Genomic DNA, 13133 nt, shown 5'->3' on the forward strand with positions numbered 1-13133 from the left:
ACCTCGGAGCGTGGACAGCATGGAGCAGCAATATCCCAACGGCCTGGGCCTCGACGAGCTGCGCGAACGCACGGCAGCCGGCAGCATCGACACGGTGATCGTCGCCATTACCGATCACCTCGGCCGGCTGCAAGGTAAACGCTGCGGCGCCAGGTCCTTCCTGGAGGACGTGTACCCGCACGGCGCAGAAGGCTGCAACTACCTGCTGGCCGTCGACGTGGACATGAACACCATCGAGGGGTATGCGTCCTCGTCCTGGGAGAACGGCTACGGGGACCTGGTGATGCGTCCGGACATGGATACGCTGCGCCTGGTGCCCTGGCTGCCCGGAACGGCGATTGTGCAGTGCGATGTCCTGCGGACCGACGGGTCAGCGCTGGCCCCCTCGCCCCGGCAGATCCTCCGCCGCCAGCTGGACCGGCTGCAGGAGCTGGGGTACCGCGCCTACATGGGCACCGAGCTGGAGTTCATCCTCTTCGACGACAGCTATTCGAGTGCCTGGGACACCGGGTACAGCGGTATGCAGGCCTCCAGCCGCTACAACGTTGACTACTCGCTGCTGGCCACTTCCCGGCTGGAACCGGTGCTGCGGGCGATCCGCACCGGGATGGAAGGCGCCGGCATGATCGTTGAATCGTCCAAGGGCGAGTGCAACTACGGCCAGCAGGAAGTCACCTTCCGGTTCGATGAGGCCCTGCGCACCTGCGACAACCACTCCTTCTACAAGACCGGTGCCAAGGAGATCGCGGATCAGCAGGGCAAAAGCCTCACGTTTATGTCGAAGTTTAATGAGCGCGAGGGCAATTCCTGCCATATCCACTTCAGCCTGCGGGACCTCGACGGCAACCCGGTGCTCCCTGGCGATGGAGAACACGGCTTCAGCCCGGTGATGGAACACTTCATCGCCGGACAGCTCGCTGCCCTGAAGGAACTCACCTACTTCCTGGCCCCGAACGTCAACTCCTACAAACGTTTTGTGGAGGGCAGCTTCGCTCCCACCGCCATCGCCTGGGGACTGGATAACCGCAGCTGCGCCCTCCGCGTCGTCGGGCACGGCAGCGGTCTCCGCACCGAAAACCGGGTGGGCGGCGGCGATCTGAACCCCTACCTCGCTGCCGCGGCGCTGATCGCCGCAGCCATCCACGGGCTGGAAAACCGGCTGCCGCTCGAACCGGTCACCGCCGGCAACGCCTACACCACCGGAGCCGACCGCCTCCCCACCACGCTCCGGGCCTCACGGGACCTGCTGGCCAGCAGCGAAATCGCCCGCAAGGCCTTCGGCGACGAGGTCCTCACCCACTACGTGCATGCGGCCGACGTCGAGCTGGCGGCTTTCGACGCGGCCGTCACCGATTGGGAGCGCAAGCGTGGTTTCGAGCGGCTCTGACCTCCCCGGCGGCGGGCGTACCCGCGCGGGCCGGCCGGATGCGGGCCGGCCGCTGATCGGGATCACAACCTACTATCAGCCGGCAGCCTGGGGTGTCTGGGAGGGCACCGCCGCCCTGATCCCCGGAACGTACGTTGAGGCCGTGACCGCGGCCGGCGGCAGCCCGGTCCTCCTGCCGCCGGTCGGCACCGAGACCTCCGTCCTCGATGCCCTGGACGGACTCGTGACGGCCGGGGGCCCCGATGTGGATCCAGCCCTCTACGGTCATAACGCCCATCCGCTCACGCTCAGCCAACCGCTGCGGGATGTCCATGATCTGGCGCTGACCAAGGCTGCGCTGGCCAAGGAGCTGCCCCTGCTGGCTGTCTGCCGCGGCGCGCAGATCCTGAACGTGGCACTGGGCGGAACACTGATCCAGCATTTGCCGGATGTCCGGCCCGAAGCGAACTATCAGCCCTCGCCGGGAGTATTCGGCGAGGTTCGTTTCAGCACCGCTCCGGACAGCATCATCGGCTCGCTGCTGGGTCCGGAGGCCAGCGCTCCCTGCTATCACCACCAGGGCATTGCAGAACTCGGACACGGGCTGCGGGTCACGGCACAGGCACCCGTTGGCACGGTGGAGGCGATCGAAGCAGCCGGCGGAGGCTGGGTCCTGGGGGTCCAGTTCCACCCGGAACAGAACCCCGCGGATCTGCGCCTGTTCGAAGGCCTCATCGCCGCGGCGTCCCGGATAGGTACCGGACGCAGCGGACCCGGGGTGCGCACCGAGCGGAATGCCTGCGCCTCACGCAGCGGAGCCGGAATCCACAGCGAGCGCAGTGCGCTCCGCCGGGAAACCGTGCGCCCGGACACCGGCGCCGCTGACCACAAAGGAGCCCGCTGATGAGCACCCCCATCCTCAACCCGGCCACGGGAGAGGCCATCACCGTCGTCGAGCCTTTGGGCCCGGCGGAGGTTGACGCGGCCATCGCTTTGGCAGCGCGCACCTTCGAGACATGGCGGCATACCGGTCCCTCGCAGCGTGCCGCACTGCTGCGCCGGTTCGCCGCCGCCGTCGACGCCGACCTGGAGAACCTTGCGGCGCTGGAAGTGGCCAACGCGGGGCATACCCTCAGCGATGCCCGCTGGGAAGCCGGCAACGTCCGGGATGTCCTCGCCTATTACGCCGGAGCGCCCGAACGGCACACCGGTGCCCAGATCCCGGTGGACGGCGGAGTAGACATCACCTTCCACGAACCGCTCGGCGTCACCGGGATCATTGTGCCCTGGAACTTTCCGATGCCAATCGCCGCCTGGGGGTTCGCGCCGGCACTGGCAGCGGGAAACACCGTGGTGCTCAAACCCGCGGAACTCACCCCGCTGACCGCGCTGCGTCTGGCTGAACTGGCCCTGGAAGCCGGGCTTCCGGAGGGAGTCCTGCAGGTACTGCCGGGCAAGGGACCAGTGATCGGCGAGCGCTTCATCGCCCACCCGGCTGTCCGCAAAGTCGTGTTCACCGGTTCCACGGAGGTGGGCCGGCAGATTATGGCCGGGTGCTCCGCGCAGCTGAAACGGGTCACCCTGGAGCTGGGCGGCAAGAGCGCAAACATCATTTTCGACGACGCCGATCTCGAGGCGGCAGCCGCTGCTGCACCCGGCGGGGCGTTCGACAACGCCGGGCAGGACTGCTGCGCCCGCTCGCGGGTCCTGGTCCAGGCCAACGTCTACGAACGGTTCCTGGAACTGCTCGAACCGCAGGTCACCGGACTTGCCGCCGGTGACCCGCGGCAGGCGGACACCGCCATGGGCCCGCTCATTTCCGCGGCACAGCGCGACCGGGTGGCCGGCTACGTGACCGCGGACGACGTCGTCTTCCAGGGCAGAGCACCGGACGGGCCGGGCTTCTGGTTCCCGCCAACGGTACTGGCCCCGGCCCCGGGAAGTCCGGCCCTGCGGGAGGAGATATTCGGTCCGGTGCTCGCCGTCGTCCCCTTCCGGGACGAAGCGGACGCCATCCGGATCGCCAACGACTCGGCCTACGGACTCTCCGGGTCCATCTGGACCAGTGACCTTGGCCGGGCCCTGCGCACCGCCCGCGGGGTGGAGGCCGGCAACCTGTCCGTCAATTCGCATTCCTCGGTGCGGTACTGGACCCCGTTCGGCGGTTTTAAACACTCGGGCCTGGGGCGGGAACTGGGCCCCGATGCACTGGACGCGTTTACCGAAACCAAGAACGTTTTCATCGCCACGGGCCGGTAGCGGCCCCCAAGGAAGGAACCCCATGCCAGACGTGGTCTCACAATCGCTCTCGCAGCGGCTCGCCGGCCGCACCGCCGTCGTCACCGGCGGGGGCAGCGGAATCGGGCTGGCCAGTGCCCGGCGGCTCGCCGCGGAGGGCGCGCACGTCGTCGTCGCGGACATTGACCCGGTTGCGGGCAAGGCTGCTGCCGACGACGTCGGCGGCCTCTTCGTCCCGGTGGACGTCACGGTCGAGGAGGAGGTCCGGCGGCTCTATGAGATCACCCGGGAAACCTACGGCCGCGTGGACATCGCGTTCAACAACGCCGGCATTTCTCCGCCGGAGGACGCCTCCATCCTGGCAACCGGCATCGACGCCTGGCGCAAGGTACAGGAGGTGAACCTGACATCCGTGTTCCACTGCTGCAAGTTCGCCCTCCCGCACATGCTGGCGCAGGGCAAGGGCTCCATCATCAATACCGCGTCCTTCGTCGCCGTGATGGGAGCGGCAACCTCGCAGATCTCCTACAGCGCCTCCAAGGGCGGGGTGCTGTCCATGAGCCGGGAACTGGGCGTGGAGTTTGCCCGCCAGGGCGTCCGCGTGAACGCCCTGTGCCCGGGACCGGTCAACACTCCCCTGCTGCGCGAGCTGTTCGCCGCGGACCCCGAACGGGCCGCACGCCGGCTGGTGCACGTCCCGCTCGGGCGGTTTGCGGAACCGGAAGAGCTCGCCGGCGCCGTCGCTTTCCTGGCCAGCGACGATTCTTCCTTCATTACGGCGTCCACCTTTATGGTCGACGGCGGCATTTCCGGAGCGTACGTCACCCCCGTCTAGCCCGGCTAAGCCCCAGCCAAATCCGTGCCGGGAGCCCGCCGGTGGCGGCTGTCCGCCACGCTTGGCACACTTGGGGCATGACTAGCGAAGAAAAGCCGCCCGTTGTCGAACTCACGGCTGAAGAATCCTGGAGGTTTGTCGAGAAAACCTTCCATGGCCGGCTCGCGCTGAGCGTGGGCAACCAGCCGGACATTTTCCCGGTGAACTATTTCGCGCACGACGGCGTGCTGCTCTTCCGGACTGCGCCCGGCACAAAACTGGCGGAGCTGACCGTCAACTCACAGGTCGCGTTCGAGGTGGACGGAATCTACAGCGATGAGGCATGGTCCGTTGTTATGCACGGCACCACCAGGGAACTGGAGCTGTCCGCTGAAATCGAGGCTGCCGAGCAGCTCCCCCTGCGCCCGTGGGTCCGGACCGAAAAGCACCATTATGTGGAGCTGACTCCGACGAGCATCTCCGGGCGGTTCTTCAATCTCGGTCCGGAACCCGGCCGGGACTGAGCACCGCTGCGCTCAGGCGTGGCTCATGCTCCGGGCGTCGAGGATGCGGACACCAGCCGCCTCGAGCCGGCGCCGGGTCTCCGTCTCGTCGACCCGCTCCCCCACGGTTTCCTGCTCCTCAAGGGGCACCACCGAGTGGACCACGGAATCCTCATACACGTGGATCATGTTGAACCCCTGCCCGGCGTCCTGTCCCCGGGTTCCCGGCGTCGCAAGATCCTGCGTGTAACAGGTCGCGGAGGCAACGGACACCGGTATGCCCGCGAAGGTGCTGAACGTGGAATAGTGCAGGTGGCCGGCGATGATGGCCCGGACGTCTGTTCCTTCAAGTGCCGCAGCCAGGGCGCGCTGGCCGCGAAGCTCTACGAGAACGCTAAGGTCCTGGACGCTGGGCACGGGCGGGTGGTGCAGCGCCAGAATGGTTCCCTCCGGCGTCGGAGCGGCCAGGACGGAGCGCAGCCAGGCCAGCTGGGTTCCGCTGAGTTCGCCGTGGTGGAACCCGGGGACCGTGGAATCCAGTGTGACGATGCGCAGACCATTGACGTCATACACCCGGTCCATGGGCGCCATGTCAGGTGCCTCGTCCAGCAGCCGCTCCTTGAAGGTGTCCCGGCGGTCGTGGTTGCCCATCACCCAGATCACCCGGGCCCCCATCCGCTCCGCGGCAGGTTCCACGATTGCCCGCAGGGAGTCATACGCAGCCGCCTCACCTTTATCGGTGAGGTCCCCGGTGAAAACTATCGCTTCGGGCCGGCGCTCCGCCGCCTCCAGCCTTTCGAAAAGGGACAGGAGCTTCGCCCGGCTGTCCACAGTCCCGTAGAGCGGGCCGGGACCGGCCAGCAGATGAGTATCACTGAGGTGAAGGATGAAGTGTCGCGGCCGGGGGTGTTCGGCCGGGAGGTAATCCATTGTTGACCTTCTAGTGTCGTCCGGTGGTCTCTAGTGTCGTCGGGGGATTCGTATGCTCGGTACCGGCTTAATCAAAGCAGAAATATAGTGATCGAGGTAACTTTACGGCGGTGTGTTCGCTCCGGCACCCAATGTGCATAGTCCGGCCACCTGTTGTTCAAGCCTGATTCAAGCAGCCCCCGCCCGGAACCCAGCCGGGGCTTCAGGTTTTTGTTCCATCCTCTGGTATCGGCCGGAGCCCGGCCGTAGGCTCGTGCGTGAACCCGCCGATACCGTAAGGAACCACCATGAAACTCAGCCATATTCCGCTGCGGCTCACCACCGGCGCCTACATCCTCAATTCCGGGCTGAACAAGCGCAACCTGGATGCTGATGCCGCAGCCGGGCTGCAGCACCTGGCCGGAAACGCCTTTCCCCAGGTCCTGGACCTGGAACCGGTGCGCTTCGGCAAGCTGCTCAGCGCGGCCGAGATCACGCTTGGGCTCTTCCTGCTGACACCGTTTGTGCCCAGCAGGCTGGCCGGCCTGGCGCTGGGAGTATTTTCCGGCGGAATGGTCACCATGTACCTGAAGACTCCTGATTTCACCGAGGACGACGGATTCCGGCCGAGCAGCGCCGGCGTTCCGTTCGCAAAGGACATCTGGCTGGCGGGCATCGCCGCGGCACTGATCCTGGACACCAAGAACAAGACCAAGGTCAAGGTTGTTAAGGTCCCCACCCCGGTGAAGACGGCTGCCGCAGCCGCCGTGGTGAAGGCCGCTAAGGATGCCAAGGACTCGCGCTCGCACTCCCATTCCAAGGACAAGGGCAAGGGCAAGGGCAAGTAGCTTCCGCCCCCGAGACACAGCGTCCCGGTACAGTGCGTCCCGTCATTAATCCGTCCCGCCATTAACCCGTCCGCCAAACCGCAACGTCCCGGAAACACAGCGGCGAAAACTAAGAAACATGCCGGTGGAAGACTTCCCACATGTTTCTTACGCCGTCAGACACGGAAAAACTCCTGCTGAGCGTTGCCGGACTGGTTGCCCGCGACCGCCGCGACCGCGGGGTGCGGCTCAATTACCCGGAAGCGGTTGCATTGCTCTCCTGCTGGGTGATGGAGCGCGCCCGTGAAGGCGGGCTGGTGGCGGATCTGATGAGCAAAGGGCGCAGCGTGCTGTCCCGCGCGGAAGTGATGGAGGGCGTTCCAGAGATGATTCCGGAGCTGCAGATCGAAGCCACGTTCCCGGACGGACGCAAGCTCGTCACCATCACGGACCCGATCTCATGACCGGGCCCCTGATCCCCGGTGAAATCCGGACTGCGCACGGCTCCCTGGAAATCAACGCGGGCCGCGAATCCCGGACGCTGGTGGTAGTGAACGACGGCGACCGGCCCATCCAGGTGGGCTCGCACTTCCACTTCGCGGACGTCAATTCCGCCCTGTCCTTCGACCGGGAAGCGTCGGCAGGCTACCGGCTGGGAGTTCCGGCCGGAACGGCTGTCCGTTTTGAGCCCGGCGCCTCCCGCGACGTGCTGCTGGTCAAACTCGCCGGCAGCGGGGCCGTCCCCGGGCTCCGGATCCGTCCTTCCGTGGAAGGAGCCTAAACATGCAGGTCAGCCGGCACGAATACGCCCACCTCTACGGACCCACCGTCGGAGACCAGATCCGGCTTGCGGACACCGACCTCTGGATCAGTCCGGAACAGGACTACACGTTCGGCGGGGACGAATCGGTCTTCGGCGGCGGCAAGAACATCCGGGAATCCATGGCCCAGTCCACCCGGTCCTCGGCCGGTGGAGCACCGGACCTGATCATCACCAACGTCGTAATCGTTGACCACTGGGGAATCGTCCGCGCCGACGTGGGGGTGAAGAATGGCCGGATCGCCGGGATCGGGAAGTCCGGCAACCCGGACATCATGGACGGGGTGGACCCTGCCCTGGTGATTGGTCCCGGCACCGAAGTGGTCGCCGGGGAGGGGAAGATCCTCACTGCCGGCGGGATCGATACACATGTGCATCTGCTCGGCAGCGACGCGCTGCGTGAGGCACTGGCCTCCGGCATCACCACGGTGGGCGGCGGCGGCACCGGACCCGCCGAGGGGTCCAAGGCCACCACCGCGACCCCGGGTCCCTGGAACCTGCAGGTGATGCACCGGGCCCTTGACACGCTGCCCCTGAATTTTCTGCTCTACGGCAAGGGCAACACCGTCAGCCAGGCCGCCCTGGCGGAACAGGCACTTGCCGGTGCTGCCGGATACAAGGTGCACGAGGACTGGGGATCCACTCCGGCGGCAATCGATGCCGCCCTCACGGCCGCGGACCGCTGGGGCGTTCAGGTGGCCCTGCACGCCGACTCGCTGAATGAGGCCGGGTACGTCCAGGACACCCTCGCGGCCATCAAGGGCCGCGGCATCCACATCTTCCACGCTGAAGGTGCCGGCGGCGGCCATGCCCCGGACATCATCACCGCAGCGGCGGCCGCCAACGTGCTGCCGGCGTCGACCAATCCCACCCTGCCGTTCACCGTCAACACGGTGGCCGAACATCTGGACATGCTGATGGTCTGCCATCATTTGAACCCGCGGATCCCCGAGGACCTGGCTTTCGCCGAATCCCGGATCCGGGCCAACACCATGATGGCCGAAGACGTGCTCCAGGACCTCGGAGCCATGTCCATCACCTCTTCGGATGCACAGGCCATGGGCCGGATCGGTGAAACCATCACCCGTACCTGGCAGGTGGCCCACGTAATGAAGAACTACATGGGTCCCTCCGACTCGGCGCTGCCGGCAGACAACGAACGCGTCCGGCGCTACATCGCCAAGTACACGATCTGCCCGGCCGTGGCACACGGCATCGACGCGGAAGTCGGTTCCATCGAGGTGGGCAAGCTGGCAGATCTGGTGCTGTGGAACCCGGCCTTCTTCGGCATCCGCCCGTCCATCGTGATCAAGGGCGGAGCAATCGTCGCGGGACAGATGGGGGACCCGAACGCTTCCCTGCCCACCCCGCAGCCGGTCTGGATGCGCGAGGCGCTCGCCGGAACCGCGTCCTCGGCACCGCACCTCTCGACGTCGTTCGTCGCCCCGGCGGCGCTCGAGGACGGCCTGGCAGAGCGGCTGGGACTGACCCGTTCCCTGACCGCGATCGGCTCCACCCGCGGCGTGACCAAGGCATCCCTGCCGAACAACACCGCCCTGCCGGACATCCAGGTGAGTCCGGAGACGTTCCTGGTCAGCATCGACGGCCAGGTCATCCAGCCGGCACCGGTCTCCGAGCTCCCCCTGACCCAGCGCTACACGCTGTTCTAGGCGGTGCATGATGTCTGATGCGGGTTCGGCCCTGGCCGGGTTTCTGCTGGCGGATTCCCGGCTGCCGTCCGGTGCCTACTCACACTCCGCCGGTCTGGAACCCGCCGTCCTCTGCGGTCTGGGGGTCGACGGCGTGTACCCCTATCTGGTCTCGCGGCTGTCCACCGTGGTGCGGATGGAAGCGTGCGCCGCCGTCCTGGCGTTCCGGACGGCACAGGCGCTCCGGCACCGTTTCCCGGCCGGGAGCCGGGGACAGGACGCCAGCACCGGTCCCGGCACCGACGCTTCGAGTGCACCCGGGACGGCAGCTGACATTCCCGGGTTCACCGAGCTGGAAGCGGCCCTCGACGCACGCACTCCATCTGCTGCCCAACGCGATGCTTCGCGCCGGCTCGGCCGCGGGATGCTGCGCCTGGCCGCCACGCTCAAAGCCGGGGATCCCGCCGTCGTGCTCCTGCAGCAGACCGTGCCAAAACCCACCCGGCCGGTGGCACTCGGGGTGACCGCTGCAGCCCTCGGGATGGCAGAGGGGCCGCTGGCCCGGCTCTGCTGCTACGACGACGCCCAGTCCGTGGTCGGCGCGGCACTGAAGCTGCTGCCGATCGATCCCATGACCGCGGCGGGCTGGATCCTCGCCGCCGAGAGCGAAATGGACGCCGTTGCCGAGGCGGCACTGGCCGCCCGCGGACTCGAAGACCTGCCAGCCCTCAGTGCTCCCTGGATGGAGCACTGGGCCGAGGACCACACCACTAGAACAAGGAGGCTGTTCGTTGCCTGAAAACACCACACCCCCGTCCACCCGCTCCCTGCGCCTGGGTGTTGCCGGGCCAGTTGGCACCGGTAAAAGCTCGCTGATCGCCACGGTGTGCCGCGCGATGTCCGGAGAACTGAACATCGGCGTGATCACCAATGACATTTATACGGATGAGGACGCCCGGTTCCTGCGCTCTGCCGGTGTCCTGCCGGCGGAACGGATCCGCGCAGTGGAAACCGGGGCCTGCCCGCACACCGCCATCCGTGACGACGTCACCACCAACCTCCTGGCCGTTGAGGACCTCGAAGCCGACTTCGCACCGCTGGACCTGGTCCTGGTGGAAAGCGGCGGCGACAACCTCACCGCCACCTTCTCCCCCGCGCTGGTGGACGCCCAGGTCTTTGTGCTCGACGTTGCCGGCGGCGGCGACGTGGCACGCAAGGGCGGACCCGGCATCGCCCGCGCGGACCTGTTGGTGATCAATAAGATCGACCTCGCCCCGCACGTTGACGTGGATGTGGACCAGATGGTGGCTGATGCCACCGCGGCACGGGAGGGCGGGCCGGTTCTGGCTCTGTCCCGTAAACGCCAGGAAACAATCGATGAGCTCAGCGCCTGGGTACGTTGGATGGTCGCCCAGCACCGGGCAGGTTCCCACACCCCGCAGGACCCCGGACCCATGGCGCCGCACTTCCACGCCGACGAGGACGGCGGTTTCATCCACAGCCATGATGAGGAGCCGGACGCTGTCCACCGTCACTGACCCTCTCCGCCGTGCCACGGACGGCAGCAGCCCCCGGCCCACCCGGATTGCCGTGGAGCGGGCAGGTTCCAGCGCCCGGTTTTCCGTGCTGGATCAGGGACTCTATCTGGCACCGCGGCCGGTGAGCGTCCCGCTTCGCCGGCCGGGCAACGGGAATCCGCACCTCCGCGTTGCCCTGATCGGGATCCATATGATGCTGCTGGGCGGCGATGACGTCCGGATTGAACTCACGATCGGTCCGGGGGTCACGCTCGAAGTGATCGAACCTGCCGGAATGGTGGCTTACGACGCCGAAGGGGTTGCCTCGCGCTGGTCGCTGGACGCTGTCCTGGGCGAAGGGGCCGCTCTGATCTGGGACAGTGCTCCCTTTGTGGCGGCCGGCGGTTCCAACGTCCTCCGCCAAACCCGCATGCGGCTGGGCACCGGATCCCGGGTGCTGCTGCGGGAGACCCTGGTGCTGGGCCGCTCGGGTGAGGCCGGGGGCGCGCTGCGCAGCGTGACCCGGCTGTCCGGACCGGACGGTGACGTCCTGTACGAGGACCTGGACCTTACGGGCGGCCGGTTGGCGGCCGTCGGTGTGTTGGGCACCTCAAAGGTCCTGGCCAGCGCGACGGCGGCCGGTTGGCGGCCGTTGCCGGAGCCGGGCCCGGGGCGGCAGGTACCGCTGGGGCAGGCGGTGGAGCCGGGGCAGCCGGGGCAGCCGGTGCAGCCGGAGGAACCGGGGCATCCGGGGCAGCCGGTGCCGGTGCCACAACCTGATGCGCGCCCCGACGGCGGTCCGGGTCGCGCCGGCCGGGGCAACGCTGGCCGGGGAACCGCCAGCCGGAGCAACATGAGCCCGTCAGTACACCGGTTTGATCTTGCGTCCAGCGGTGCCGTTTTACGCGCGCTGACTGATTCGGCCCATCAAGCCGACCGGCTGGTGCAGGCGGAGTACAGCCGTTGGAGGGACCTGCTTACGGCGTAGCGCCGCCCCGGGCCTGGGTGGTCTGCGTTCGGCCATCCGCCTCCGGATGCGTTTCTGGCCCGGGAGGCGTGTCGGGCCCCTGGGACGTCTCCGGCCCCGGAGCGGTGTCCATAGTCTCCGCAGCCGCCTCGGCCAGGCCGTCCAGCAGCGTCACCAGCGCGTCCGCGCCGGGAGCCGCCGGGTTTCTGCGTAGGGAAGTCCCGGTGCCAGCTGCGCTGCCGCCAGCCGTCCCTGCCCGTGGGCAGTGGCGTACAGGCCCGTCCTGGCGATGCGTTTGAGGTATCCGAGGACAGGGGCCAGCGCCACAATTGCAAGCAGGCGTCTGGCAGGTTTGTTTCGCCACAACATGGCGGGGAACCTAACTCCCGTGCTCCGGCTTGGCAACAGTGGAGGACCGGCTCCTGGCCGCGCAGTCAGCGGGTCAGCGGGTCAGCGGGTCAGCGGGTCAGCGCGGTTTTCCAATAGACCGCTGCGGCGGCCCAGGCGGTCAGGAAGATCCCGACGACGGCGAACCCGAAGTACTCCAGGTCCAGCCCGCCGATCCAGGCCACGGGACCGGTCTGGAGCCCCAGGAGCTCGGTGAACAGTCCGCCCAGGACTGCAGCGCCAACCAGGAACGCCACGGCCACCGAGACGGCAGTGATCACGAGGTTGTAGAAGACCTTCCGCTCCGGGGCGTCGTAGGCCCACTTATAGACCCTTGCCATCAGCACACCGTCCAGGGAATCGAAAAGCACCATGCCGGAGGTGAAAAGCAGCGGCAGGACCATCACCACATACCAGGGCAGCAGGACCACGGCGCCGCCGGCGACCACAAAGAGGCCGATGGTGGTCGCAGTATCCAGGCCGAGACCGAACAGGAAGCCGAGCGGGTACATTTTCCACGGCCGGTCCACGCGCCGGGCAACGGGCCCCAGCAGCCGGCTGATAAACCCGCGCTGCTCCAGCGCGGCCTCCAGCTCTTCTTCCTGGAAACTCCCCGACCGCAGCCGGCGGAAAACCCGCACGATTCCAGCCAGGGCAACCAGGTTGACCGCCCCGATCAGCAGCAGGAACGTCCCGGAAACCGCAGGACCCCAGATCCCGGAAACCTGCTTTAGCACCGAACCGTCCTCTGACAGCTGCCCGGCCAGCGCATTGACACCCGCGGCCAGCAGCGCCACCGCCCCCACCACGATCGTCGAGTGGCCGAGCGCGAACCAAAACCCGGTGGAGACCGGCCTCGCTGGGCCAACGGCGAGCCGGCGGGTGGTGTTGTCGATGGCGGCTATGTGGTCGGCGTCGAAGGCGTGCCGGACGCCCAGCAGGTAGGCAGTCACCGCCAGCCCGACGCCGAAGACTGCGCCGCCGTCGCCGGTCCGGTAGCTGTGCGGCAGGACCAGCAGCGCGAACCCGCCCCAGGCGAGCAGGTGCAGCATCCCTATGGTCAGGCCCATTCCCCACAGGCTCCTGCGGACAGACGTGGTGGGCAGAGTAAGCGCAGTTGGCATGGGAACCTCAAG

At 67.4% G+C, this 13133-nt stretch carries 15 protein-coding genes; 12 read left to right on the top strand and 3 right to left on the bottom strand.

Going from position 1 to position 13133, the window contains the following annotated elements; genetic code table 11:
- Positions 1-19 precede the first annotated feature (19 nt).
- The 5 genes from H9639_RS15805 to H9639_RS15825 all read left to right on the top strand — a co-directional run bounded on the left by H9639_RS15805 (position 20) and on the right by H9639_RS15825 (position 4942).
- Entirely contained in the window at positions 20-1387 is a 1368-nt protein-coding gene (locus H9639_RS15805) for a glutamine synthetase family protein (RefSeq protein WP_191809034.1), read from the top strand.
- The gene (locus H9639_RS15810) at positions 1368-2270 is read left to right on the top strand and encodes a gamma-glutamyl-gamma-aminobutyrate hydrolase family protein (RefSeq protein WP_318242125.1); all 903 of its coding nucleotides are present in this window, start codon (positions 1368-1370) and stop codon (positions 2268-2270) included. Before H9639_RS15805 ends, H9639_RS15810 begins: the two co-directional genes overlap by 20 nt.
- Positions 2270-3625 (top strand): aldehyde dehydrogenase family protein, encoded by a 1356-nt coding sequence (locus H9639_RS15815; protein ID WP_191809036.1) that lies wholly within the window; start codon positions 2270-2272, stop codon positions 3623-3625. Before H9639_RS15810 ends, H9639_RS15815 begins: the two co-directional genes overlap by 1 nt.
- A gap of 22 nt (positions 3626-3647) precedes the next feature.
- A complete protein-coding gene (locus tag H9639_RS15820; RefSeq protein ID WP_191809037.1) occupies positions 3648-4439 on the top strand; it encodes a 3-oxoacyl-ACP reductase in 792 nt (263 codons plus the stop codon).
- 77 nt (positions 4440-4516) lie between these two features.
- Entirely contained in the window at positions 4517-4942 is a 426-nt protein-coding gene (locus tag H9639_RS15825; protein ID WP_191809038.1) for a pyridoxamine 5'-phosphate oxidase family protein, read from the top strand.
- A gap of 12 nt (positions 4943-4954) precedes the next feature.
- Here the strand turns inward: H9639_RS15825 and H9639_RS15830 are convergent, their stop codons facing one another.
- On the bottom strand, positions 4955-5851 hold the full coding sequence (locus tag H9639_RS15830; RefSeq protein ID WP_191809039.1) for a phosphodiesterase: 897 nt from the start codon (positions 5849-5851) through the stop codon (positions 4955-4957).
- A 287-nt stretch (positions 5852-6138) separates the two neighbouring features.
- Here H9639_RS15830 and H9639_RS15835 point away from each other — a divergent pair, with 287 nt between their 5' ends.
- The 7 genes from H9639_RS15835 to H9639_RS15865 all read left to right on the top strand — a co-directional run bounded on the left by H9639_RS15835 (position 6139) and on the right by H9639_RS15865 (position 11631).
- Positions 6139-6678, top strand: coding sequence for a hypothetical protein (locus H9639_RS15835; RefSeq protein ID WP_318242126.1), 540 nt, complete (start codon positions 6139-6141; stop codon positions 6676-6678).
- A gap of 140 nt (positions 6679-6818) precedes the next feature.
- Positions 6819-7121 (top strand): urease subunit gamma, encoded by a 303-nt coding sequence (locus tag H9639_RS15840; RefSeq protein ID WP_191809040.1) that lies wholly within the window; start codon positions 6819-6821, stop codon positions 7119-7121.
- Positions 7118-7438: an urease subunit beta gene (locus tag H9639_RS15845; RefSeq protein ID WP_318242127.1), complete on the top strand. Its 321-nt coding sequence runs from the start codon at positions 7118-7120 to the stop codon at positions 7436-7438. The genes H9639_RS15840 and H9639_RS15845 overlap by 4 nt, the downstream gene beginning before the upstream one ends.
- Positions 7439-7440: 2 nt before the next feature.
- Positions 7441-9147, top strand: a complete 1707-nt coding sequence (locus tag H9639_RS15850) for an urease subunit alpha (RefSeq protein WP_191809041.1) — start codon at positions 7441-7443, stop codon at positions 9145-9147.
- Positions 9148-9154: 7 nt separating this feature from the next.
- Positions 9155-9925 carry an urease accessory protein UreF gene (locus tag H9639_RS15855; RefSeq protein WP_225219693.1) on the top strand — a complete coding sequence of 257 codons (771 nt, stop codon included), beginning with the start codon at positions 9155-9157 and terminating at the stop codon, positions 9923-9925.
- Complete coding sequence (gene ureG, locus H9639_RS15860) at positions 9918-10664, top strand: urease accessory protein UreG (protein ID WP_191809042.1); 747 nt, start codon at positions 9918-9920, stop codon at positions 10662-10664. The genes H9639_RS15855 and ureG overlap by 8 nt, the downstream gene beginning before the upstream one ends.
- The gene (locus H9639_RS15865) at positions 10630-11631 is read left to right on the top strand and encodes an urease accessory protein UreD (RefSeq protein ID WP_191809043.1); all 1002 of its coding nucleotides are present in this window, start codon (positions 10630-10632) and stop codon (positions 11629-11631) included. The genes ureG and H9639_RS15865 overlap by 35 nt, the downstream gene beginning before the upstream one ends.
- 150 nt (positions 11632-11781) lie before the next feature.
- Here the strand turns inward: H9639_RS15865 and H9639_RS15870 are convergent, their stop codons facing one another.
- A complete protein-coding gene (locus tag H9639_RS15870; RefSeq protein WP_191809044.1) occupies positions 11782-11979 on the bottom strand; it encodes a hypothetical protein in 198 nt (65 codons plus the stop codon).
- Between the two features lie 89 nt (positions 11980-12068).
- A complete protein-coding gene (locus H9639_RS15875) occupies positions 12069-13067 on the bottom strand; it encodes a HoxN/HupN/NixA family nickel/cobalt transporter (protein ID WP_225219694.1) in 999 nt (332 codons plus the stop codon).
- Between the last annotated feature and the right edge of the window lie 66 nt (positions 13068-13133).

The organism is Arthrobacter gallicola (assembly GCF_014836775.1).
GTDB lineage: Bacteria > Actinomycetota > Actinomycetes > Actinomycetales > Micrococcaceae > Arthrobacter_B > Arthrobacter_B gallicola.